Origin of the sequence: Aliarcobacter trophiarum LMG 25534 (genome assembly GCF_003355515.1) — a bacterium.
Taxonomy (GTDB): Bacteria; Campylobacterota; Campylobacteria; order Campylobacterales; family Arcobacteraceae; genus Aliarcobacter; species Aliarcobacter trophiarum.
Window position 1 is genome coordinate 956391 of the sequence record NZ_CP031367.1, and the last position, 22067, is coordinate 978457.

Annotated in this window: 25 protein-coding genes; 7 read left to right on the forward strand and 18 right to left on the reverse strand. The window is 27.8% G+C overall.

Going from position 1 to position 22067, the window contains the following annotated elements; all coding sequences use genetic code 11:
• Window positions 1–48: 48 nt before the first annotated feature.
• Genes ATR_RS04910 through ATR_RS04925 form a run of 4 tightly spaced genes read right to left on the reverse strand, consistent with a single transcriptional unit; the run spans window position 49 to window position 5406 of the window.
• Window positions 49–2247 carry a DNA translocase FtsK gene (locus ATR_RS04910; protein WP_115428363.1) on the reverse strand — a complete coding sequence of 733 codons (2199 nt, stop codon included), beginning with the start codon at window positions 2245–2247 and terminating at the stop codon, window positions 49–51.
• A gap of 11 nt (window positions 2248–2258) precedes the next feature.
• On the reverse strand, window positions 2259–3206 hold the full coding sequence (gene lpxD / locus ATR_RS04915; RefSeq protein ID WP_115428364.1) for a UDP-3-O-(3-hydroxymyristoyl)glucosamine N-acyltransferase: 948 nt from the start codon (window positions 3204–3206) through the stop codon (window positions 2259–2261).
• A 3-nt stretch (window positions 3207–3209) separates the two neighbouring features.
• A complete protein-coding gene (ilvN, locus tag ATR_RS04920) occupies window positions 3210–3707 on the reverse strand; it encodes an acetolactate synthase small subunit (protein WP_115428365.1) in 498 nt (165 codons plus the stop codon).
• Window position 3708: 1 nt separating this feature from the next.
• Entirely contained in the window at window positions 3709–5406 is a 1698-nt protein-coding gene (locus ATR_RS04925) for an acetolactate synthase large subunit (RefSeq protein WP_115428366.1), read from the reverse strand.
• 156 nt (window positions 5407–5562) lie between these two features.
• Here ATR_RS04925 and ATR_RS04930 point away from each other — a divergent pair, with 156 nt between their 5' ends.
• A complete protein-coding gene (locus tag ATR_RS04930; RefSeq protein ID WP_115428367.1) occupies window positions 5563–6354 on the forward strand; it encodes a hypothetical protein in 792 nt (263 codons plus the stop codon).
• 7 nt (window positions 6355–6361) lie between these two features.
• Here the strand turns inward: ATR_RS04930 and ATR_RS04935 are convergent, their stop codons facing one another.
• Together ATR_RS04935 and ATR_RS04940 are read right to left on the reverse strand one after the other, a co-directional pair.
• The gene (locus tag ATR_RS04935) at window positions 6362–7276 is read right to left on the reverse strand and encodes a Ppx/GppA phosphatase family protein (protein ID WP_115428368.1); all 915 of its coding nucleotides are present in this window, start codon (window positions 7274–7276) and stop codon (window positions 6362–6364) included.
• Window positions 7273–7830 (reverse strand): CDP-alcohol phosphatidyltransferase family protein, encoded by a 558-nt coding sequence (locus ATR_RS04940; RefSeq protein ID WP_115428369.1) that lies wholly within the window; start codon window positions 7828–7830, stop codon window positions 7273–7275. The genes ATR_RS04935 and ATR_RS04940 overlap by 4 nt, the downstream gene beginning before the upstream one ends.
• 177 nt (window positions 7831–8007) lie before the next feature.
• On the opposite strand from ATR_RS04940, the gene ATR_RS04945 reads away from it, so the two are divergent.
• The gene (locus ATR_RS04945; protein ID WP_170126881.1) at window positions 8008–8424 is read left to right on the forward strand and encodes a putative metalloprotease CJM1_0395 family protein; all 417 of its coding nucleotides are present in this window, start codon (window positions 8008–8010) and stop codon (window positions 8422–8424) included.
• The gene (locus ATR_RS04950) at window positions 8421–8660 is read left to right on the forward strand and encodes a hypothetical protein (RefSeq protein WP_115428371.1); all 240 of its coding nucleotides are present in this window, start codon (window positions 8421–8423) and stop codon (window positions 8658–8660) included. Before ATR_RS04945 ends, ATR_RS04950 begins: the two co-directional genes overlap by 4 nt.
• Window positions 8661–8684: 24 nt before the next feature.
• Here the strand turns inward: ATR_RS04950 and ATR_RS04955 are convergent, their stop codons facing one another.
• Window positions 8685–9179 carry a DUF523 domain-containing protein gene (locus tag ATR_RS04955; protein ID WP_115428372.1) on the reverse strand — a complete coding sequence of 165 codons (495 nt, stop codon included), beginning with the start codon at window positions 9177–9179 and terminating at the stop codon, window positions 8685–8687.
• Window positions 9176–9961 (reverse strand): ATP-binding protein, encoded by a 786-nt coding sequence (locus ATR_RS04960; protein ID WP_115428373.1) that lies wholly within the window; start codon window positions 9959–9961, stop codon window positions 9176–9178. The genes ATR_RS04955 and ATR_RS04960 overlap by 4 nt, the downstream gene beginning before the upstream one ends.
• A gap of 110 nt (window positions 9962–10071) precedes the next feature.
• Between ATR_RS04960 and ATR_RS04965 the strand changes: the two genes are divergently transcribed.
• The 3 genes from ATR_RS04965 to ATR_RS04975 all read left to right on the forward strand — a co-directional run bounded on the left by ATR_RS04965 (window position 10072) and on the right by ATR_RS04975 (window position 12400).
• The gene (locus ATR_RS04965; protein ID WP_115428374.1) at window positions 10072–10269 is read left to right on the forward strand and encodes a hypothetical protein; all 198 of its coding nucleotides are present in this window, start codon (window positions 10072–10074) and stop codon (window positions 10267–10269) included.
• Window positions 10270–11484: a molybdopterin molybdotransferase MoeA gene (locus tag ATR_RS04970; protein WP_115428375.1), complete on the forward strand. Its 1215-nt coding sequence runs from the start codon at window positions 10270–10272 to the stop codon at window positions 11482–11484.
• A 61-nt stretch (window positions 11485–11545) separates the two neighbouring features.
• A complete protein-coding gene (locus tag ATR_RS04975; RefSeq protein ID WP_115429420.1) occupies window positions 11546–12400 on the forward strand; it encodes a DMT family transporter in 855 nt (284 codons plus the stop codon).
• 5 nt (window positions 12401–12405) lie between these two features.
• Here the strand turns inward: ATR_RS04975 and ypfJ are convergent, their stop codons facing one another.
• The 10 genes from ypfJ to hemW all read right to left on the reverse strand — a co-directional run bounded on the left by ypfJ (window position 12406) and on the right by hemW (window position 21506).
• On the reverse strand, window positions 12406–13296 hold the full coding sequence (gene ypfJ, locus ATR_RS04980) for a KPN_02809 family neutral zinc metallopeptidase (protein ID WP_115428376.1): 891 nt from the start codon (window positions 13294–13296) through the stop codon (window positions 12406–12408).
• A gap of 4 nt (window positions 13297–13300) precedes the next feature.
• Window positions 13301–14467, reverse strand: coding sequence for a DNA recombination protein RmuC (locus tag ATR_RS04985; RefSeq protein WP_115428377.1), 1167 nt, complete (start codon window positions 14465–14467; stop codon window positions 13301–13303).
• Window positions 14464–15681: a M48 family metallopeptidase gene (locus tag ATR_RS04990; RefSeq protein WP_115428378.1), complete on the reverse strand. Its 1218-nt coding sequence runs from the start codon at window positions 15679–15681 to the stop codon at window positions 14464–14466. The genes ATR_RS04985 and ATR_RS04990 overlap by 4 nt, the downstream gene beginning before the upstream one ends.
• Before the next feature lie 31 nt (window positions 15682–15712).
• A complete protein-coding gene (locus ATR_RS04995) occupies window positions 15713–16195 on the reverse strand; it encodes a phospholipase D-like domain-containing protein (protein ID WP_115428379.1) in 483 nt (160 codons plus the stop codon).
• A 1-nt stretch (window position 16196) separates the two neighbouring features.
• Window positions 16197–16562, reverse strand: a complete 366-nt coding sequence (locus tag ATR_RS05000) for a YbgC/FadM family acyl-CoA thioesterase (protein ID WP_115428380.1) — start codon at window positions 16560–16562, stop codon at window positions 16197–16199.
• A gap of 148 nt (window positions 16563–16710) precedes the next feature.
• Window positions 16711–16986 carry a hypothetical protein gene (locus tag ATR_RS05005; protein WP_115428381.1) on the reverse strand — a complete coding sequence of 92 codons (276 nt, stop codon included), beginning with the start codon at window positions 16984–16986 and terminating at the stop codon, window positions 16711–16713.
• Between the two features lie 10 nt (window positions 16987–16996).
• The gene (locus tag ATR_RS05010; RefSeq protein ID WP_115428382.1) at window positions 16997–17524 is read right to left on the reverse strand and encodes a hypothetical protein; all 528 of its coding nucleotides are present in this window, start codon (window positions 17522–17524) and stop codon (window positions 16997–16999) included.
• A gap of 62 nt (window positions 17525–17586) precedes the next feature.
• Window positions 17587–19551, reverse strand: a complete 1965-nt coding sequence (locus ATR_RS05015) for a M3 family metallopeptidase (RefSeq protein ID WP_115428383.1) — start codon at window positions 19549–19551, stop codon at window positions 17587–17589.
• A gap of 12 nt (window positions 19552–19563) precedes the next feature.
• On the reverse strand, window positions 19564–20406 hold the full coding sequence (gene prmC / locus ATR_RS05020; RefSeq protein ID WP_115428384.1) for a peptide chain release factor N(5)-glutamine methyltransferase: 843 nt from the start codon (window positions 20404–20406) through the stop codon (window positions 19564–19566).
• Window positions 20407–20417: 11 nt separating this feature from the next.
• The gene (gene hemW / locus ATR_RS05025; protein ID WP_115428385.1) at window positions 20418–21506 is read right to left on the reverse strand and encodes a radical SAM family heme chaperone HemW; all 1089 of its coding nucleotides are present in this window, start codon (window positions 21504–21506) and stop codon (window positions 20418–20420) included.
• A 54-nt stretch (window positions 21507–21560) separates the two neighbouring features.
• On the opposite strand from hemW, the gene ATR_RS05030 reads away from it, so the two are divergent.
• Window positions 21561–22052: an RNA pyrophosphohydrolase gene (locus ATR_RS05030; protein ID WP_115428386.1), complete on the forward strand. Its 492-nt coding sequence runs from the start codon at window positions 21561–21563 to the stop codon at window positions 22050–22052.
• The last annotated feature ends 15 nt before the right edge of the window (window positions 22053–22067 follow it).

Genomic DNA, 22067 nt, shown 5'->3' on the forward strand with positions numbered 1-22067 from the left:
AATATTAATTCTATATCTAAGTATAATTATTTTAGAAAAATTTAAAGTTTATATTAAAATCTCTCTATTCCCTCTAGCATCAACTTCACTTAAAACTCCTGTTTGTTCTAGTTGTTCTATTAGACTTGCAGCTCTGTTATATCCAATTTTTAATCTTCTTTGTAGATAAGATATTGAAGTTTTTTTATCTGTGATTATCACCTCTTTTGCATCTTCATAAAGTTCATCTAGAACTATATCACCATTATTGTTACTAGTAGCACCTTTAGAAGAGTTTGAATTAGAGCTTATATTTTTGTCTTTTATAAAGTTCATATCATACTCAACTTCTCTTTGAGATTTTAAAAAATCTACAACTTTTTCTATCTCAGTTTCTGTACTCCAAGGAGCATGAATTCTTACAATTCCAGGAGTTCCAGGAGGAGTAAATAGCATATCTCCCTTTCCAAGAAGTGACTCAGCTCCCATAGAATCTAAAATTATTTTTGAGTCTATTTTTTGCCCTACTTTATAAGATAATCTACTAGGTAAATTTGCTTTTATAAGCCCTGTTACAACATCAACTGATGGTCTTTGAGTTGCCACAATTAAGTGAATTCCACTAGCTCTTGCCATTTGTGCAAGTCTTGCAATAGAGTATTCAACATCCTTTCCACTTGTCATCATTAAATCAGCCAACTCATCTATTACTACAACAATGTAAGGCATAGTAGGAAGTCCTTCTTTTACTGCCTTCTCATTAAAATTCTCAATATTTTTTGTCTTTGTTTTTGCCATCAAAGAGTATCTTCTTTCCATTTCAGCAACCATATTTGACAAAGCATTTATAGCATCAACTGCTTTTGTAATAACAGGTGTTAAAAGATGTGGAATATCGTTGTACATAGAAAACTCTAGCATTTTTGGATCAATCATTACTAATCTTAAATTATCTGGAGAGTTTTTATATAGTAGAGATAAAATCATTGAGTTTATTCCAACAGATTTTCCACTTCCTGTTGTTCCTGCTATTAAAAGATGAGGAAGTTTTTTAAGGTCTGTTACAAATGGTTTTCCTACAATATCTTTACCTAAAATCATAGTAAGTGGAGATTTTGAATTTTGGAAAATATCACTATCTAGCATCTCTTTTAGATATATTGTTTGTGTATCTTCATTTGGAACTTCAATTCCAACTACATCTTTTCCTGGAATTGGAGCTTGAATTCTTATTGTTTGTGCTTTTAAAGCCATTGCTAAATCATCTTGAAGGCTTAAAATCTTTGAAACTTTTACATTTGGTGCTGGTTTAAACTCAAATGTTGTAACAACTGGTCCTGTATAAGTTCTTACTACATCACCATCAATTTTAAACATAGCAAGTTTATCAAGTAAATCAGCAATTTTCTTATCAATAAAGGCTTCATTTACCTTTGTTTTATTCTCTTTTGGAGCATCTTGAAAGAAGTTTGTAGGTGGGAGCATAAAATCTTTTGGTTTTTCAGTTTTTCCAAACTCTAACTCACTTAAAAGTTTTGCATTCTCTTCTAGCTCATCAACAATTAAGTTATTATTTTGAATATTATTTGGAATTTCATAGAAACCATCTTCCTCTTTTTTCGAAATTTCAATAATATCAGCCTCAAAAATCTCATCATCTTGTAATGTTTCTTTATTTTCAAGAATTATTTTCTCTTCTTTTGGTTTTGGAAGAGATTTTTGTTTCTCTTGATATGTTTTTTGTTCAACTCTTTGATTGTTTATCTTTTGTTCATTTACATTTTTTATTTTATTTTGTTTTAATTTTATTCTATTTTTAAATTTCTTTAAATCATCAATTGTTATATTTAAAGTTTCAAAAAGGATTAAAATACAAATGCTAAAGCCTATTAAAACAAAAATATATAATCCAGCCTGTCCAATAAAAGGTGTAAATGCATCTACTAAAATATTACCTATCTCTCCTCTTTCATAAGGATTGTCAACTAAAAGAGTTTGAAAAATTAAAGAGATAAATAAAAATAGAAATACAACAGATATATTTAAAATTAAATCTCTATAATCAAGCCCTTTTTTAAAATTTATAAGATATAAAGGATAAATTAGAAAAAGTAAATAAATATAAGATAAATATGAAAAATATTTAAATGAGAAACTAGCAAAACTAGCTCCAACATCTCCTACAACATCTTTTGTACTAATTAAAGTTGTAAACTGAAAATATAAAATTATAAATAGAATAATTAAGGAAACGACCTTTTTAGCGATAATAAATCCTTTTATTTAAGTAGTTTTGATATTTTTCCTTGAAGTTTGAGCCATTCTCTATGCTCAATCAAAGGAAACCCAGCCCAAGTCTTTTTAGGCTCTTTTATAGATTTTGTAACTCCACCACGTGCAGCAATAGTAGAAAATGCAGCTATTTCAAGATGTCCAGAAGTTGCACTTTGTCCACCCATAATAACATAAGGCTGTAAAGTTGTAGAACCTGAAAGCCCTACTTGAGTAACTAAAATAGAACCTCGACCAATTTTACAATTATGCGCTATGTGAACTAAATTATCAATTCTAACCCCATCTTCAATAATTGTAGAAGAGAAAACAGCTCTATCTATTGTACAATTTGCCCCAATTTCTACATCAGAGCCAATTATTACATTTCCATTTTGATAGATTTTTATATATTTTCCCTCTTTTGTATGTGCAAAGCCAAACCCATCACTTCCAATAATAGTTCCTGAGTGAATAATACAATTATCTCCAATTTTACAATCTCTATAGATTGTTATATTTGGATAAATTATTGTGTTATCTCCAATTTTTACATAATCCCCAATAAAGCTTCCGTGCATAATAGTACAATTTTTGCCAATAACTACATTTTTACCTAAATGCACATTTGGCATGATTGTTGTATTTTCTCCAATTATTGCTTCATTACCACTATTTTCAATAAGTTTTGGTGCAAAAAGTTTACTAGCTTTTGCTAAATTTATATATGGCTCATCACATACTATTGCAAGAGTTCCAGCTGGAACATCCTCTTTAAACTCTTTGTTTACAAAAACAGCTGCTGCTTTTGTATCTTTTAAGCTACTTATATATTTTGAACTTTCTAAAAAGCTAAGTTCACTATTTGTTGCCTCTTTTAGACCATTTAAACCACTAATCTCAATATTACTATCTTGAGAAATATTTAAATAATCCAATATCTCTTTTAATTTCATGAATTATCTCTCCATAGCAACTATACCACTTCTTACAACTTCAAGTGGATTGAATTTTTCCATAACTTTTATAAAATTGATAATTCTATCACTTGAATCTGTTGCAGATACTATGATTGAATCATGAGTTACATTTTGAATTGCTCCATGATATGCTCTTGCAATTACATCAATATCTGCAAGATTATTATCTATTGAGAACTTCATTAAAACTGTATCTTTTTCAATTACATTTTTATGCTCATTTACTTTTAAAACAGGAATTAATTTGTTTAACTGCTTTACAATTTGATCAATCACTCTTTTGTCACCAGTTGTTACTATTGTCATTCTTGAGTATGGGCTATCTTCCATTGGAGCGACTGTTAAAGAGTCTATATTATAACCTCTTGCTGAAAAAAGCCCAACAATTCTTGATAAAACATTATGTTCATTTAAAACAACTACAGAGATAACTTGTCTTATTGTTTCACTATTATAATAGCTATTGAAATTACTCATATTATTTATCTCCTTTTAATAAAGTCATCTCATTTAGTGAGTGTCCATTTGGAACCATCGGTAATACCTCTTCATTTCTTGCAACAATTACTTCAATCATCGCTGGTTTTCTTTTTTCCACCGCATCTTTAAATGCTTCGTCAAACTCTTTTTTAGTTGAAACTGTATATCCTAAACAGTTAAAGGCTTCTGCTAACATTTTAAACTTTGGTTGAGCAGTTAGATCAGTCTCTGCTAATCTATTTTCATAAAACATAGTTTGCCATTGTCTAACCATTCCTAAATAGTTGTTATTTAAAACAATATTTATTACAGGTAACTCATATTCACTACAAGTCATAAGCTCTTGGATATTCATTAAAATAGAACCATCTCCTGTAAAGTTTACAACTACTTTATTTGTACCTTTAAATGCTCTAGCAGCTCCTAGTGCTGCTGGAAGACCAAATCCCATAGTTCCTAAACCACCACTAGTTATCCATTGTCTAGGGTGTGAAAATGGGAAAAATTGGGCCGTCCACATTTGGTGTTGTCCAACATCTGTTGAAATAATTGCATTATCTCCTAATATTTTTCCAACTCTTTCTATAGGCCATTGAGGTTTTATTAAATCATCTGTATCAATATATCTTAAAGGTTCTTTTTCTCTGTACTCTTTGAGTAATTCAACCCAATTTGAAAAATCATTTATCTCATGATTTTCAATATCTTCAATCATAGCTTGAACTGTAAGTCTTAAATCACCAACAATTGGATAATCAGCAACTACAAGTTTAGCAATACTTGTTGGATCAATATCGATATGAATAACTTTTGCTTTAGATGCAAATTCATCAAGCCTTCCAGTAACTCTATCATCAAATCTAGCACCTAAAGAGATAAGTAAATCAGTCTCATGAGCTGCCATATTTGCAGAATATTCACCATGCATTCCTAACATTCCAAAGAAAAGTGGATTTTCGTCTCCCATAACTCCTCTTGCCATTAATGTTTCAACAGCTGGAATATTTAGCTTTTTTGCCAAATCTCTTATTTCATATCCACAATTTGATAATATTGCTCCACCACCAACATATAAAAGAGGTTTTTTAGCATTTGAAATAGCTTCCATAGCTCTTTTTAATTGTTTTTTATTGTAATTCATAGTAGGTTTATATGTTGGCATATTCACCTCACTTGGATAAATAAAATCTCCTATTTGTGCTGTAATATCTTTTGGAATATCAACATGCACAGGACCAGGTCTTCCAGTACTTGCTAAATGAAAAGCCTCTTTAATTATTCTTGGTAAATCTTCTATTTTATTTACCAAATAGTTATGTTTTGTGCAAGGTCTTGAAATTCCAACTGCATCTATTTCTTGAAAACCATCTGTCCCTATAATTGTTGTAGGAACTTGCCCTGAAATTATTACTATAGGAATTGAATCCATATAAGCATCTGCAATTCCTGTAATAGCATTTGTAAATCCAGGTCCAGAAGTAACTATTGCAACTCCAGTTTTTCCTGTGCTTCTTGCATACCCTTCAGCTGCAATTACACAGGCTTGTTCATGTCTATTTAAAATATGTTCAAAATAATTTTGCTTGTAAATCTCATCATAGACGTTCATGATGGCACCACCTGGGTATCCAAATACAACTTCTACCCCCTCTTTGTGTAATGATTCAATAACCATTTTTGCGCCACTCATTCTCATGTCTTACTCCAATATTTAAAAATTAGGTTTAGATTTTACTCAATTTTTGATTAAATTATCGTTTTTAAAAGAAAATATATCTATTTTTTTAGAATTTAAAATATTTTATTATTTTTCTGATATAATAAGCCATAAAATCTTTACAAGGAGATTATTATGGATATAAGTTCAATAAATAGTACAAATAGTATTCAAAATTTAAATAATTTAAACAATAACTCAAATGTTGCTTTAAATAAGGCACAATTAAAATATAGTATAGATGATTTTAAAAGTAACTCCTCTGATGCACTAGCAGTAAGTAGAAGTTCAATTTTAAAAAGTGAGTTTTCACAAGATATTCAATCTATAAATGATGGAATTGCAAAATCTCAAATTTCACAAGCTTCAATGGATAAGCTTCAAGATTTTATGAAAAATATTCAAAATAAACTTGAAAATAGTCAAAATTATGAAAATAAGAGTGACTTAAAACAAGAGATAAATCAGGAGCTTAGAAATTTCAATCAACAAGCTTTTGATACAAAATATAAAGAAGAAAATCTTATTGCAAATAGATACAATGACCAAAAAGAGAGTATTCAAATAAGTTCTAGTAACAACATATTTTCAATAGAGAAACCAAATGTTGCGAATTTTACAAATGAGATTTTTGATGTTGTAAATAATAACGACCTAAATAATTCAAAGAATGTAGAGAATGCCCTAAATAAAGTTGCAAATACATCAAAACAACTGCAAGATTTATCAAGTTCATTTGTAGATTTCTCAAAACAGTTACAAGCTGATGCAAAAAATAAAATTATGGAGCAAAACTATAATCAAACTATAGATTTTGGAAGAGAGTCAAGTAACTTTTCAAAAGCAAATATTAATATAAATGCTGGGTATTTAGCAGCTTCTCAAGCAAATGTAATTCAAGAACAAAGTGTAAGACTTCTTTCTTAAGAGAGTCTTACTTTAAACTTAAAGCATAATCTATAGCAACACCTTCTCTTAAGCCATCATCTAAAACAATAGATTTTGATTTTTCTAAAACATTAAAAAATAGTTTATATATATAAGTACCTATTTCTAAATACTCAACTCTTCCTTTTCCTACTAAGGCAACTAACTCTTCAAGTGATTTCTCTTTTAGAAGTTTTAAGCTATTTTCTAAATCTTCAATATCTAAAATAGTTCCATTTACTACATTTTTATCGTAATTAAAATAGCTATACCCTAGTTTTATAGAAGCGATTGTTGTTGGAGTTCCAGCTGTTGCTATAAATGGGAAATCTTTGATTGAAAAATCAAGAGTAGCTAAAAACTCTTTTATTACTATTTCTTGATTTCTTAAATCTTCAAATAGTTTTCCATCTTTTAGAGCTTTTTGTGTCATTGTAACTATTCCAAAATCGAAACTTTTTGTATATATTTTATCTTCAAAACTAATTGTAAGTTCTGTTGAACCACCACCAATATCAAGTAGTGTAAAGTTTTGAGTATCTATTTTTTCTCTTTTTAAAGCATATTTGATTGCAAGTAAAGTAAGTCTTGCCTCTTCTTCTGCATCTATTATTTTAAATTTTGCACCACTATTTTTTACTATATACTCTAATGCCTCATTAGAATTTTTTGCTTTTCTCATAGCTGCTGTTGTTACACAAACTGCATTATTTGGATTAAAATTTAGTTTATCCTTTGCAATACAGAGTGCTTCTACAACTCTATTTAGAGCTTCAAAGCTTATAATTCCACTATCTATTAAACCATCAGCCAAGCCAGTTACTTGATGATATTCATCAATAATTTTAAAATTTAAATAATCATACTTTAAAACTCTAAAAGAGTTTGAGCCTAAATCAATAGTTATAACTTCATTTTTCATAAGTGTTTAATTTTTATTTTAGAGTTTAGCAAAAATCCAATAATTACCATAGAACCCAATACAAAATATTCATTTATATATCCAGTTAGATAAATCAAATATACAATCCAAAGAAGAATTGCTCCTAAAGGAGTAGGAATTCCTGTAAAATATTTCTCAACTTCTCCTTCGTTTGCATTTATATTAAACTGAATAAGTCTTCTAAGTCCAGAAATAACATAATATATAAAAACAAAAGCTATTAATGCCATACTATAAAACCACTCTTTTCCATCAAAAATAGCAAAATAGATAAACATAGCAGGAACAATAACAAAAGATAAAAAATCTGCATACGAGTCAAGTTGGATTCCAAACTCTGTAGAAAGATTGTATTTTCTAGCTATTTTTCCATCAAAAATATCAAAGGCACCAGCTAACCAAGCAAACAATGCAGCCCCCATAAACTCATTATGAGTTAAAAAATATATTGCAAAGATTCCGCAAGTTATATTAAAAAAAGTTACAATATTTGCTAGGTTAAAGTGACTATGCTTATTAAATAAAAAATTCATTTTTCCTCTTTTAAAATTAGATAACGATAATTTTACTATATCTTTGCTCAATATTTCGTTTACTATTATATGATATAATATTTATTAAATTATAAAGAGGCAAAATATATGGAATTGAAGAATAATTATTTGAGTGCTTCCACAATATATTCAGAACTTGCTTTAAAAAAGAGCGAGTTGGCAAATATTGATAAAAAAGAGTTAGAAAAATCATATTTTGAGAAAAGTGATAGTGTGAATGAGTACTCTAAATATGATGAAAAAGATTATGAAAGAGTTTTAAATAGATTTAAATCTAGTGATAGCGAAGTAAAAAACCATGAACAACTTCATGCTAGTATGGGAACAACTACAACTCCGATTAGATATGATTATCAAATGGGACCAGATGGAAAGCTCTATGCAACTGGAGGAAGTGTAAGATTTGATACTTCTATTCCAAAAGATGAAGCAGGAGCTATGCAAAAACTAGATGAATTACAAAAAGCAGCTTCTTCACCAGATGGTTTAAGTAGAGCTGATTTAGGAATTGCACACTCTGCAAATCTTAATAAAATGTTATTACAATCTATTCAAGAGGGAGCTATATTATGAGAATTGATAATAATTTAGGTGCAATGATTGGTTCTGCACTACAAATTCAAGAGAGTGCTTCTAATATTGCAAAAGTTGCAAATACATTAGGAGATGGAGAGTTTCAAGAGTATGCAGGGGATATAGCTAGTGAGTTAGTAGCACAAATTCCTGAGATAGTTGCTTATAATGCACAAGCAAAAAGTATAGAAGTCCAGTCAATTGCTATGGAAAGACTTTTAGATTTAAAAGCTTAAGCTTTTAAATCTATACATTCCGACTTATTTATTATCTTTTATAAATTTATTTAACTCTTCTATTTCATATTCATTAAAGACTTTTATACTATTTTCCTCTAGTAATCTTGCAGTTAAGCCTTTTTCATCTATTAAGTTTCCTAAAAATGTTCCATCATAAACTTGTTTATTCCCACAAGATGGAGATTTTGATTTTAAAAGTGCAACTTTTATACCATTTCCAAGACAAATATCCAAAGCTTTTTTAGCTCCCAACAAAAAGTTTATTGTAACATCATTTTGTTTTTCATCTAAAACTAAAAATGGTTTTTTATGGCTTTGAATCTCTGCTTTATTTCTAGGAACTCCTAATCCACCAGCAACTTCTGGACAAATTGAGAATATCTCATTTTCGCACATAATATCCATAAAAAGCTCTTTTTGTGCAAATCTAAACCTAGGATTTAGTGCAACACTAGAGTTTGCACCATCATATCTAGTATCTTCTCCTAAAAGGCAAGATGAAACTAAGATTTTCATATACTCTCATCTTCTTCAATATTTAACTTAATATCATTTAAATCTTTATAAAAAAATGTTGGAAACTGAATATTTGAAAATGCTGCTTTCATAGATACAAAAATTTTTGGATTTTGTTCCTCTAGCTTTGCTAAAAGCTCTTTTGTAGTCGCTCTTGCATGAGGCATTTTTACATCAAATCTAAGTCCTGGACAGGCTTCATCTCCAATAACTCTAATTTCATTTGAACTTGCAAAAGCACGTAACTGTCTCTCTCTACAAAAAATTAAAGGACGAATTACCTCCAAACCATTGTTTGCTTTATATTTTGGAGGCATTGTTCTCATAGTTCCATTATAAAAAAGATTCATAAAATATGACTCCATTGCATCATCTAAATGGTGTCCTAATGCTACTTTATTAAATCCCTGCTCTAGTGCTGTTGTATATAAATAACCTCTTCTCATTCTTGAGAAAAATGAACAAAAAGATGAGTTCTTTCTTATCTTTTCACCTGCTAGGTCAAAAATTTGAGTATCAATTATTTCATGCTCTATACCATGTTCTTTACAGTGATTACTTAAAAACTCTATTTGCTCACCCATACCATAAGTTATTGTTACTGCTTTAAAATCAAATTTAAAAGGTGCTTTTTTCTTCATTCTATTTAAAGTGTGCAGTAGTGTAAGTGAATCTTTACCACCACTAAATCCAACCATAATTCGGTCGCCATCTTTTATTAATCCATAAGTTGCATTTACCTTTGCTACATTAGAAGTTATTTTTTTACTTATTTCTATCAATTTATCTTATCCTAAATATTTTTTGCGATTATATCGAAAAAGTTTTAATAAACTATTTTACTAAATTGTTATATAATATTTGCCTTTAAAATTTAATAAAAAGATTTAAAATGACACTAGAAGAAGAGCAAATATTTATAGATAAAATAAAAGAGACAATTTTACCAATAGCTATCTATCTTGATGATGAGTCTATAAAAAAGATAATTAAAAATGTAGAAGAGCTAAATGAAACCCTTCCAAAAGGTTTTGGTGATATGCTTTTTGAAGAGATTATAATTTTAAAATATAATAGATTAGGAAAATAGATGAGAGATTTTATAACTTTTCAAAAATCTATAGAGATTTTAGATAATTTAAAAATTGATAGTTTAGGTACGAAAAAAGTTTTTATATCAAACTCTTTGGGGCAAGTTTTAGCTTCTGATATAGTTGCTTTTGAAAATAGTCCAGAGTTTCCAACATCTGGTATGGATGGATATGCTATAAAGTTTGAAGATATAGAAAATGAGTTAAAAATTATAGATAAAAATCCAGCTGGTTTTATTGTAGAAAAAGAGGTACTAAATAGCACTTGTATAAAAACATTTACTGGTGCATTAATGCCAAATGGAAGTGATACTTTAGTTCCTATTGAAAATGTAGAGGTTTTTGAAGATAAAATTAAAATATTAAAACCTGTACAAAAAGGTTTTGCAGTTAGAAATGTGGGGGAAAACTACAAAAAAGATGAAGTACTTATAAAAAAAGGTACAGTTATTGGATTTAGTGAAATTGGTGTTATGGCATCATTGAATATTCCTCAAATTGATATTTTTTTAAACCCAACTATTGCAGTTGCTAGTACAGGTAGTGAGATTTTAGATTTAGGAGTTGAAAAAACAAATGCTTCACAAATAAGAAGCTCAAATCATTTAACTCTTGAGGCACTCTTTAGAAAAAATGGTGCAGAAGTTTTACAAATGGGTCCAGTTGATGATGATTTTGAAAATATCACAAACTTCTTTGTAAATGCCCTAAAAAAAGCTGATATTGTTGTAACAACGGGTGGTGTTAGTGTTGGGGATTATGATTTGGTTCAAGATGTAATTAAAGATAAACTAAAAGCAAAAGTTCTATTCCATGGAGTTTTAGTAAAACCAGGAATGCATATTTTAGTAGCTACAAAGAGTGATAAAATAATAGTTGCTCTTCCAGGCTTTGCCTACTCTTCAACTATTACAGCTATTTTATATGTGTTACCTCTAATATTTAAATTTAGAAATAGTGATGAAAAACTACCATTTGTAAAAGCAAGAATAAAAGAGGATATAAAAAATACAACAAATAAAAAAGTATTTAAAGCCTGTAATGTAGAGTATAAAGATGGATTATATGAGATAGATTTTATAGGGAAAAAAGAGGGAACTAGTGCAATTTTAACAAATATGCTAGGAAATCCTGCTTTACTTGTAGAAGATGAAAATAGTTCTTATAAGAGTGGAGAGTTAGTAGATATTCTTTTACTAAACCATTTGAAATAATTTTGAAATAGCTAAAAAAGTGGAAAATAAAAATATCTTTTTTCTCCTTATTGTAGTATCTATGATTTTTTGGGGAGCATCTTGGATTAGTACAAAAGTACTTACAAACTATATAAATGCCTATGAAATGGTATTTTTAAGAATGGGAATATGTTTTTTATCTATGTTACCATTTATTTTTATCTTTAAAATGAGTTATAAACTTAATTTTAAAACTCTTATTTTAGTTCTTTTTGCCTCTTTGTTTTTGGTTTTATACTCTGTTTTTATGTTTTTAGGCGTTGAACATGGAACAGGAAGTTTAGGTGGAGCTATGGTTCCTTCTATGATCCCAATAATTACCTATATATTTGTAGCAATTTTAAATAAGAAAACAATTAGTTTAAAACACTCTTTTGCTTTGGTTTTAGGTGGTTTTGGTGTTTTAAATATGATAAATATCTATCAATTTGATAGCTCTATAATTTTTAGTAAATATAATATCTATTTTATAGTAGCATCTAGCCTTTGGGCAATACTTACAATAATTACATCAAAGTCAACAAAAATAAACGCCTTTGTATTTACAACATATACATATTTAATCTCTAGTTCTGTTTTATATATTTTATTTATTGATAATTCAATATTCCAAAGAACTTTGGAGTTTGATTCTATTTTCTGGTTTAATATATTTGTAGTAACACTTTTAAGCACAACTTTTGCAACTTCTATATATTTTTTTGGAGCTGCTAAATATGGAGCAAAAGAGGTTTCAAGTTTTGTATTTTTAGTTCCAGCAAGTGCTATTTTAATTGGAAATATATTTTTAGATGAAAAAATAGAGTTTTCTACAATAATTGGAGTTTTGTTTGCAATGATTGCTATATATATTTTAAATAATTTAAGATTTCCTAAAATATTTAAGAAAACTTAAAACTATTAATTTAACGAACAAGTTTTTAAATCTCCACTATAAAAACCTTTTTTTAGTGCCTCCATTCTTTGAAATGAGCTTCCATGAGTAAATGAATCAGGAACTACATAACCAAGAGATCGTTTTTGCAAAGTATCATCTCCAATAGCACTAGCAGCTCTAAGCCCAGCTTCTAAATCACCCTCTTGTATTGAACCAAATATAGATTTTGAGTAATATGCCCAAATTCCAGCATAACAATCAGCTTGAAGTTCTACTTTTACTTGTAGAGCATTTTGTTCTGTTTTTGAAAGCTTTTGTTTTTGATTTTGAATACTATTTAAAGTTCCTAAAAGATTTTGTACATGATGCCCTATTTCATGGGCTACTACATAAGCTTGTGCAAAATCTCCAGGAGCTTTGTATTTTTTTGCTAACTCATCAAAAAAGGATAAATCTAAATATACCTTTTTATCAACAGGACAATAAAAAGGTCCAACTTGAGAAGATGCAAAACCACATCCACTATTTATTCCTCCTCTAAAAAGTACAAGTTTTGCATCTTTATATGAATAACCATTCTCTCTTAAAACATCTCTCCAAATATCCTCTGTTTGAGCCAAAACAGCACTTACAAAACTAGCTTGTCTATCATCATACTCTTTGTTTAAAACTTGTTTAGTTTGTGATTGAGAGCTTACCTCACTATCTAAAAGTGCCAAAGGATTTATTCCAAAACCAAAGTATAAAACAGCTCCAACTACCAAAATTATTCTTCCAATTGTTGTTCCAAAAAGAGTTTTTATAATAGGTAGTAGTGATACTATAGAACCACTTCTTGTTTTAGTTCCAAAGCTTTGAGACTCACCTCTTCTATCTTCTATATTTGAGCTTCTTCTATTATCTTCCCACTTCATCTTATTAATCCTCTTTTATAAACTTACTATTTATAGTTTTATTTGGTTTTACTCCTAAGTCTAAAAATTTTTCTGCTCTTGAAATAAGATTTCCTCTTCCTGAGCTTAGTTTATTTATTGCATTTTCATAAGAGTTTTTACTTTTATCTATACTTTTTCCAATCTCTTCAAAATCAGTTAAAAAACCAACAAATTTATCATATAAATCGGCAGCTTGTTTAGAAATCTCTTTTGCATTTTCATTTTGTCTGCTATCTTGCCAAAGATTTTCAATAACTTTTAGGCTTGAGTATAGTGTTGTTGGTGAAACCAAAACTATATTTGACTTTAAGGCAGTTTCAAAAAGAGTCTTATTCTGTGATAGTGCAATAGTAAAAGCCCCTTCTATAGGAATAAACATTAAAACAAAATCTAAAGTTCTAAGCTCTTCTAATTTTGCATAATCTTTTGAGCTTAAATCTTTTATATGGTTTTTTATTGAGTTTATAAGCTTTGTAATTGCTTCATTTTTCTCTATTTCATTTTCACTATTGAAATAATCAACATAAGAGTTTAAAGATAGTTTTGAGTCTATTATAATATCTTTATTGCTTGGTAGATGAACTACTACATCAGGTCTTAAAATGTTTCCAGAACTATTTTTGTATGAATTTTGAACCTTATACTCTATATCTTTTCTAAGTCCTGATTGATTTAAAATTGATTCTAAAATCATCTCACCCCAATCACCTTGTATTTTACTTTGACCTTTTAGAGCCTTTGTAAGATTTAAAGCATCATTTGAGATTTGATTATTTAGCTCTTTTAAATTTTTTATCTCTCCTAAAAGAGAACTTCTTTGTTTTGTCTCTTCTGTAAAAACTTCATTTACCCTATTCCCAAATAGATTTAATTGAGTTTTAAAAGGTTCTAAAATCTGATTAATATTTTGGTTTGACTTTTTTGAGTTATCTTCAAAGATTTTTGAAGTGATATTTTCAATCTCAGCTTTTAATAAAGTTTGATTTTCTCTATTTTGTACAATAGAAACCTCTAAAAACTCTTTTTCTAGTTCTAAACTTTTTATTTTTGATCTATATTTTTCTACTATATAAAACAAAATAGTTACAAATAGTATAAAAACTATTGCAACTATTAAATAAAAGTTTATAGCTTCAAAGCTATATATCATACAAAGCTCTCTTTTTCAACATCATATCCTAGCTCCTTAAATCGCTCAATTAAAGGTGGATGAGAGAAGTAGAAAAAGATATAAATTTTGTGCGAATATGGAAATGATTTATTCTCATTTGCAAGTTTTAATAAAGCACTTACTAAATCAACCTTTCTTGTAAGCTTTGATCCAAAACTATCAGCAGCATATTCGTTATGTCTTGAAATAAGAGAGATTAAAGGCATTAAAAAAAAGCTCAAAGCTGGTGAAAAGATTAAAAACAGTGCAATGATTGAAGCTGGTTCACTGTTTAATCCAAGTCTTAAAAATAGTTCCTCATTTAGATTTCCAAAAATAGCGAAGAAAATAAACATAATAAATCCCATAATACCAATATTTTTTAGAATATCTCCATTTTTAAAATGCCCTAACTCATGCCCTAAAACAGCCAACAATTCTCCATGAGTTAATTTCTCAACTAAAGTATCAAAAAGCACCACTCTTTTTGTTCTTCCAAGCCCTCCAAAATATGCATTTAATCTATTATCTCTCTTACTTGCATCTACACTAAAAACTCCACTACTTTTAAATCCAACATCTTTTAAAAGAGTGTTTATTTTCTCTTCAAGTTCACTATCCTTTAACTTTTCAAATTTATCAAACATCTTATCTCTAATAACTGGATAAAGCATATTTATTAAAATAATAACAGCAAAAATAAAAGCAAATGCCCAAATCCACCAATATGAAAATGATAAAATAATATAAGAGACTATTGCAATTACAATTGAGCCAAAAACTATTGTAAGGAGTGCAGTTTTTATTGAATCTTTTATATATAAAGAGCTAGTAATATTTGAAAACCCATACTTCTTATCTAGTTTAAAAGTTTGATAAATAGAAAATGGAAGAGTAAATATATAGTTTAAAATTAAAAATATATTTATAAAAACAACAGCTTTTAAAATTTGTGACTCAAAACTCAAAAAACTATCTAAAAATTTAAGTCCAAATCCAATCCAAAAAACAAAAATTATAAAATCAAAAAAAGAGCTAACAATTGCTAGTTTTTCCTTTTCAATACTATAATTTGCAGCTTCGTAATATCTTTTTGTGTCTAAAATAATAGCTCTTTTTTTCATATTCTCTTTTACAAATCCAATTTGCATAAAAGATGTATATAGTGAAAAGAAGAGATAAAAACAGTATAAAACTATAAAAAATTGTAACAATTCAAATCCTTTTTAAAAATTAGTATATATTTTATTCAAATTTTGCTACAAACTCATTTAATCTATTTATTATTGATCTATCTTTGCTAAAATATACAATCTCATAATTATCTTCAAAAGATTTTTTTGTGAAGTTTAAGCTTCCTATCATTGCTTGTTTTTTATCAATTAACATCATTTTTAGGTGCATCTTTTTATCTGCTAAAATTACATTTATTTTTGCATCTTTTAGCATATTATAAATCTCATCTTGACTTTCTACTTTTTCTTTATCAAGTAAAACAGTTATTTTAACCCCATTTTTTGAGGCTTTTATCAAATCTTTTGCAATACTTTTATATGAAAAGTTATACATTGCCAAAAATATTGTATCCCTTGAACTTAAAATCTCATATCTTATTTTTTCTTTTAAGTAGCCAGATTCATCTGGCAAAATAAAAGTTTGACTTTGAGTAAAGTTTTGATTTGAATACAAATTTATAATAAAAATTAGTAAAAGTATTAGTTTTTTCATATTAATTCTCCAATATTTCAAATATATGAGTTGGTATTTTTGATGGTTTTTTATATTTTAAAAATGCCAATTTAAACTCTGCTTCAAAAATCAACTCATCTTCTTTATATATCTCTTGTTTCATAATAATTGAAGCCAGTTTTTTCTCTAAAAGTTTTGTTTTAACTTCTAAAATATCTGCAAATTTTGCAGATTTTATCCAGTTTGCTTTGCACTCTTTTACTACAAAAAACTCATCTTTTGAGTGTGGAAGCATACCTTTTTGAAAAAATAGTTCACTTCTCGCTCTTTCACAAAAGTTTAAATAGTTTGAGTGATAAACCATATCTCCACAATCTGTATCTTCGTAATAGACTCTTATTTTCATCTTTAAAGCTCCTTGAAATTAACTCTTTTTTTCTATATTCTTTGTAGATAAATTTAGAGCATTATTCTATTTTTTTATTAAGATTGATTTAATAGAGTAAATTAATCTTAAATTATCGTTGATTAATTTTCTAACTTAATTTGATAATCTACCATAAAGATAGAGTTTGAGTATCTTCTTTTAGCTCATTTGTCTCAAGAAATATATTTTTATTATAATCAAGATATAAGCTATAATCACCAATATAAAAACTATTTTCAATATCTTTTTTATTAAAATATCCCAAATCTTCACTATTTAAAAAATTAGATAGATGGTACTCTACCAAAGATGGAGACATAGTGTCTAAAATACTCTCTAAGTCTCCAAAAGTATCCACTCCAAAAAGGTTTAAAATACTATTTTTATCTACTAAAACCAACATAAATTTTAAGCTACTGTTTTATTCCAAGAATGGAGTCTAGTCTTCCATCTGTTAAATCAATTTTGTTGTCATCTTCAGTTTTTTCAAAAACCTCTTCTTCATTTTCTAAATCATTATTTCCTTGCTCATAAGCAAAAATATTATCTTCCTCTTGTTTCTCATCTTCAACACTTTGATTACTGTTTTTCTCAAAAGAGTTATCTAAAAGATTTTGAGAAAGTGCTGGATTAAAAGTTCTATTATCATCCTCTTTCTCTTCTTCTTTTACTGTTGTAATAGAAGGGGCACTTTTATTTAAAATTACTTCTATTTGCCCCAGCATACTGTAAATAGTATTTTTATCATCTTCTGTATTACTCTTAAGCTCATTAACACTTTTCTCTAAATCCTCTTTTATTAACTCTAAATTTAAAACTTCGTCCTCTAGCTCATTTACTCTTTGCTTAAGATCTCCATTCTCTCCTTGAAGCTCTTCATAGGCCTTGATTAAGCTTGTTAAGGCTTCATTTAGTTTTAAAATTGTTTCTGCATTTGTCATAGTTTTTAATCCTTTATCGCTTATATAAAAATTTATTTAAATAGTATTATTACAAAATTTAGCTAAATAATTCCATCTAGCTTTAAAAGAGAGTCAATTTTTGGTTCTCTTTGTGCAAAATCAAAAAATAGTTTATCCATATTTTCACTTCCACCTTTACTTAATACACAATTTCTATATTTCAAACCTAACTCTTTATTTAATACATTTTTTGAATCCAAAAACATATAAAAAGCATCTGCACTCAAGACTTCTGCCCATTTATAAGAGTAGTATCCAGCACTATATCCACCAGAGAATATATGAGAAAAACTATTTTGAAACTTATTATAAGAAGGTATTTGTACAACAGAAAATCTATCTCTAATACTATTTAGTAACTCTTGAACTTCAACTTCAGTTTTGTATAGCTTTTGATGTAGTTTAAAATCAAACAAAGCAAACTCTATTTGCCTAACTGTTGCCATTGATGATTGAAAATTCTTAGCTTTTATCAATTTATTTATTGCTTCGTCATCAAGAACTTGCCCTGTTTTATAATGTTTTGCAAATAGTTTTAAAATATCTCTATCGTATGAGAAATACTCTAAAAATTGTGATGGAAACTCTACAACATCCCACGCAACTCCAGAGATTCCACTTACATTTGCTTCCTCAACTTTACTCAAAAGATGATGAAGTGCATGACCCATTTCATGAAAAAGTGTTACAACATCGCTATGTCTTAATAAAGAAGGAATATCTTTTGTTGATTTTGGAAAATTTCCTACAATAAAAGCTGTTGGTAGTTGTATATTACTTTTTGAATCTTTATAATATGAGTGCCAGTTATTCATCCAAGCACCACCTCTTTTATCATCTCTTGCTTCTAAATCTATATAAATTCTAGCTATTATTTTGCCATCTTCAAAGATATCATACACTTTTACTTTATCATCCCAAGCTTTAGCATTTGAGAGTTTAAACTCAATATTAAATAGCTCTTTTAAAGTAGCAAAAAAACCATATAAAACAGAGTTTTGCTCAAAATATGGTCTATAATACTCCTCATCAATCTCATATTGTGCCTTTTTTAGTTTTTCACTATAAAAACTAATATCACTTGCTCTAAAATTATTAATACCATCTTCTTTTGCTATTTGTTTAATTTCTTCTAGCTCTTTTTCTGCTTTTTTCTTTGCTTTGTTTCCTAACTCTTCTAAAAAACTTATAACATCTTCTTCGCTATTTGCCATTTTTGTAGCTAAAGAGTATGAAGCATAGTTTTTAAATCCCAAAATTTCTACTTTTTCACTCTTTAAAGCTAAGATTTTCTCTATTATTTCTCCATTTTGTGGTGCTCTTGTTGTGTATGCTTTATATAGTTCTTCTCTTTTTTCTCTATTTGTTCCATATGTCATATAAGCTATATAAGATGGCATTTGAAGAGTAAATTTATATTTAGTTTTACCATTTTCTTCAAATTTTGCTAATTCTAAATCGGATTTTGGTATCTCTTTGACATCTTCAAAATCCTCAACTATAAGAGAAAAAGAGTTTGTTGCCTCTAAAATATTTTGAGAGAATTTATGAGATAGTTCTCCTAAAGCTAAATCTATCTCCTCAAGTCTTTGTTTTTTATTATTTTCTAGTTGACAACCTGATAATTCAAACTCTCTTATTTCATTTTCAAGAACCTTTTTTTGTATATTATTTAAAGTACTATTTTCATTATATTGTATATCTTTTAAAGCACTATAAATATCTTCATTTCGACTTATCTCACTTTCATATTTCGAGATAATTGGAAGACACTCTTCATATACTTTTGAAGTTATTTTTGAGTTCTTTACTGAATCTAAATGAAATACTGGAGTAATAAATTCATTGATAGCCTCCCCTATTTCTGAAAATGGTAATACAAAGTTTTTGTATGTTTTATTCTCTATTTTTAATAGTTCTTGAACTTCAACTCTACTTTTATTTAAAATCTCTTCTAAAATCTTGCTTGAATCCTCAAAATTCTCTATATTAAACTCTTTAAACATCTATTTAATCCTTTATTTTTTATTTTCTTTAAATTTTAGAGTAAATCCTCTATCAAAATTTTCATAATCTTTATAAAAAGAGTAGAATTCTACATTAAACTCTTTAAAATACTCTTCTAAACTATTTTTTTGATCAAATCCCATCTCACAAAGTAAAAACGGTATTTTTTTACTATTTGCACCATCTATAATTTCTTTTAAAAGTTCATCTCCTACAACTCCTCCAAAAAGTGCATTTGAAGGCTCAAATTTAACATTCTTTGGTAGTTTATAGGCATTAGCAATATATGGTGGGTTTGAAATGAGCATAAAGATATCATCATCCTTTACATTTTCAAATAAATTACTAAGTCTAAAATCTATTTTTTCTAAAACTTCAAACTTTTTTGCATTCTTTTTTGCTAGTTCTATAGCTTTTGGATTTATATCAACAGCTATAAAATCTATTTTCTTATCTTTTAAAAGTAGTGCTAACATAACAGAAATAATCCCACTTCCTGTACCTATTTCTAAAACTTTTATAGCTTTGTCTTCTTTTTTTAAAATTTCAAAAGCATTTTCAACTAAAAGCTCAGTCTCTGGTCTTGGTATTAAAACTTCTTCTTCTACAAAAAACTGCTCTCCATAAAAAGATGCTTTTTTAATAATATACTCTAGGGGAAAATTTGTTGCTCTTTTTTTTACTAATTTTTCTAATTCAATCTCTTTTGTAAATGGCTTATCATAGTTAAGATGTAACCAAATTATGTTTTTTTCAATTAAATACATAATTAATATCTCAACCTCTTTTGCTGGAATATGTGTAATATCTTTTAAATATATAGCATATTTCTTTACACACTCTTTTATTGTCATTTTTACCTCTTTTAATCTAGGATATATAGAGCTATCTCATCTGCAAGTAGAAAATTATCATTATAAACTCTACCTTTTTTTATATAAACTCTATTTTCAACTATTAAATCATCTATTCTTTTAAGCTCATTTGAAGATAGAATATTCAAATCAACTCCAAACTTGCATCTAAAACCTAAAAGTACTTTTTCTGCCTTTATATCATCACAACTTAACTCTTCAATATCTACATAACTTGGATTTTGTATATATTTTTCTATACTTTTTTGTTTATACATTCTCTTGTTGTCAATACAAGCAACAGCTCCAGCTCCAACCCCTATATAATCATCCTTACACCAATATCCATAGTTATGTTTTGATTCAAAATTTTCATTTGTACTAAAATTTGCTATTTCATATTGATTAAACCCCAGTTTTTTTAAATATCTAAAAATCTCATAACTCAACTCTTCATCATCAATTTTTAAACTTTTTTTACTTTTTTGAAGCTCTTTTTCATTTAAAAAAAATTTTGTATCCTCTTCAATTATTAAACTATATGCACTTAAATGTTCAACTTCTAGCTCTTTTAAAGTGTCAAAATCTTTTTTAAGTAACTCAAAAGTATCATTTGTAACTCCATATATTATATCGCAATTAATACTGTTAAAGCCTATACGTTTTGCATTCTGTATTGCTTTAATAGCATTAAGCCTATTATGGTTTCTACCTAGAAATTTAAGTTTTTCATCATCAAAACTTTGTACTCCAAAACTAACTCTGTTTACACCTAAACTATACATTTTTTCTAACCAATCTTTTGTGGCACTATTTGGATTTGCTTCTGTTGTAATTTCACAATCTTCTAAAATATATGGATTAATCAATTCAAAAATATCATTATATAAAGAGGCATCAACAGTTGATGGAGTTCCTCCTCCTATAAAAACAGTATTTAGTTTTAGTTCTTTATCATTAAAATAGTCTAAATTGTGTTCTAAATCAATTTTCAAGGCTCTCATATATGCCTCTTTTTGACTATTTTTGTTTGTATATGAGTTAAATGCACAGTAAAAACATTTACTATCACAAAAAGGAATATGTATATATAAAAGCAATTTTTAATCCTATATTTTATAAAATATCGGCTAATTATAAGGAAAAATAGATTTATGGACGATAAAAAAGAGTTTGAAAAAGAGAAAAAAAAATTAAGACCAAATGTTGCAGCTATTATATTATCATCTAAATATCCAGCAAAGTGTGAAATTTTTATTGCTTCAAGAACTGATATTCCAAATGCTTGGCAGTTTCCTCAAGGTGGAATTGATGAGGGAGAGAATACAAAAGAGGCACTTTTAAGAGAGCTTGAAGAGGAAATTGGTACAAAAGATATAGAGATAATAGCAGAATACCCAACTTGGGTCTCATATCTTTTTCCACCTATAATTGCTCAAAAGATGTATCCTTATGATGGTCAAAAGCAAAAATACTATTTAGTAAAACTAAAAAAAGATGCAAAAATAAATATAAACACTGAAGTTCCAGAGTTTAGTGAATATAAATTTGTAAGCACAAAAGAGGTTTATGAGCATATAACTTTTTTCAAAAGAACTGTTTATAAAAGAGTTTTGAAGTATTTTAAAGATGAGGGTTATATTTAAAAAAAGGATAAAAAT

What these genes read in the sequence shown, in the direction of transcription:
- ATR_RS04975 (WP_115429420.1), top strand. Translation starts at nt 11,546, where the DNA reads ATGATTTTTTGGGGAGCATCTTGGATTAGTACAAAAGTACTTACAAAC.
- ATR_RS04985 (WP_115428377.1), bottom strand. Translation starts at nt 14,467, where the DNA reads ATGATATATAGCTTTGAAGCTATAAACTTTTATTTAATAGTTGCAATA.
- ATR_RS05000 (WP_115428380.1), bottom strand. Translation starts at nt 16,562, where the DNA reads ATGAAAATAAGAGTCTATTACGAAGATACAGATTGTGGAGATATGGTT.
- ATR_RS04940 (WP_115428369.1), bottom strand. Translation starts at nt 7,830, where the DNA reads ATGAATTTTTTATTTAATAAGCATAGTCACTTTAACCTAGCAAATATT.
- ATR_RS04970 (WP_115428375.1), top strand. Translation starts at nt 10,270, where the DNA reads ATGAGAGATTTTATAACTTTTCAAAAATCTATAGAGATTTTAGATAAT.
- ATR_RS04925 (WP_115428366.1), bottom strand. Translation starts at nt 5,406, where the DNA reads ATGAGAATGAGTGGCGCAAAAATGGTTATTGAATCATTACACAAAGAG.
- prmC (WP_115428384.1), bottom strand. Translation starts at nt 20,406, where the DNA reads ATGACAATAAAAGAGTGTGTAAAGAAATATGCTATATATTTAAAAGAT.
- ATR_RS04930 (WP_115428367.1), top strand. Translation starts at nt 5,563, where the DNA reads ATGGATATAAGTTCAATAAATAGTACAAATAGTATTCAAAATTTAAAT.
- ypfJ (WP_115428376.1), bottom strand. Translation starts at nt 13,296, where the DNA reads ATGAAGTGGGAAGATAATAGAAGAAGCTCAAATATAGAAGATAGAAGA.
- ATR_RS04995 (WP_115428379.1), bottom strand. Translation starts at nt 16,195, where the DNA reads ATGAAAAAACTAATACTTTTACTAATTTTTATTATAAATTTGTATTCA.
- ilvN (WP_115428365.1), bottom strand. Translation starts at nt 3,707, where the DNA reads ATGAGTAATTTCAATAGCTATTATAATAGTGAAACAATAAGACAAGTT.
- lpxD (WP_115428364.1), bottom strand. Translation starts at nt 3,206, where the DNA reads ATGAAATTAAAAGAGATATTGGATTATTTAAATATTTCTCAAGATAGT.
- ATR_RS04955 (WP_115428372.1), bottom strand. Translation starts at nt 9,179, where the DNA reads ATGAAAATCTTAGTTTCATCTTGCCTTTTAGGAGAAGATACTAGATAT.
- ATR_RS05005 (WP_115428381.1), bottom strand. Translation starts at nt 16,986, where the DNA reads ATGTTGGTTTTAGTAGATAAAAATAGTATTTTAAACCTTTTTGGAGTG.
- ATR_RS04950 (WP_115428371.1), top strand. Translation starts at nt 8,421, where the DNA reads ATGAGAATTGATAATAATTTAGGTGCAATGATTGGTTCTGCACTACAA.
- ATR_RS05015 (WP_115428383.1), bottom strand. Translation starts at nt 19,551, where the DNA reads ATGTTTAAAGAGTTTAATATAGAGAATTTTGAGGATTCAAGCAAGATT.
- ATR_RS04965 (WP_115428374.1), top strand. Translation starts at nt 10,072, where the DNA reads ATGACACTAGAAGAAGAGCAAATATTTATAGATAAAATAAAAGAGACA.
- ATR_RS05010 (WP_115428382.1), bottom strand. Translation starts at nt 17,524, where the DNA reads ATGACAAATGCAGAAACAATTTTAAAACTAAATGAAGCCTTAACAAGC.
- ATR_RS04935 (WP_115428368.1), bottom strand. Translation starts at nt 7,276, where the DNA reads ATGAAAAATGAAGTTATAACTATTGATTTAGGCTCAAACTCTTTTAGA.
- ATR_RS05030 (WP_115428386.1), top strand. Translation starts at nt 21,561, where the DNA reads ATGGACGATAAAAAAGAGTTTGAAAAAGAGAAAAAAAAATTAAGACCA.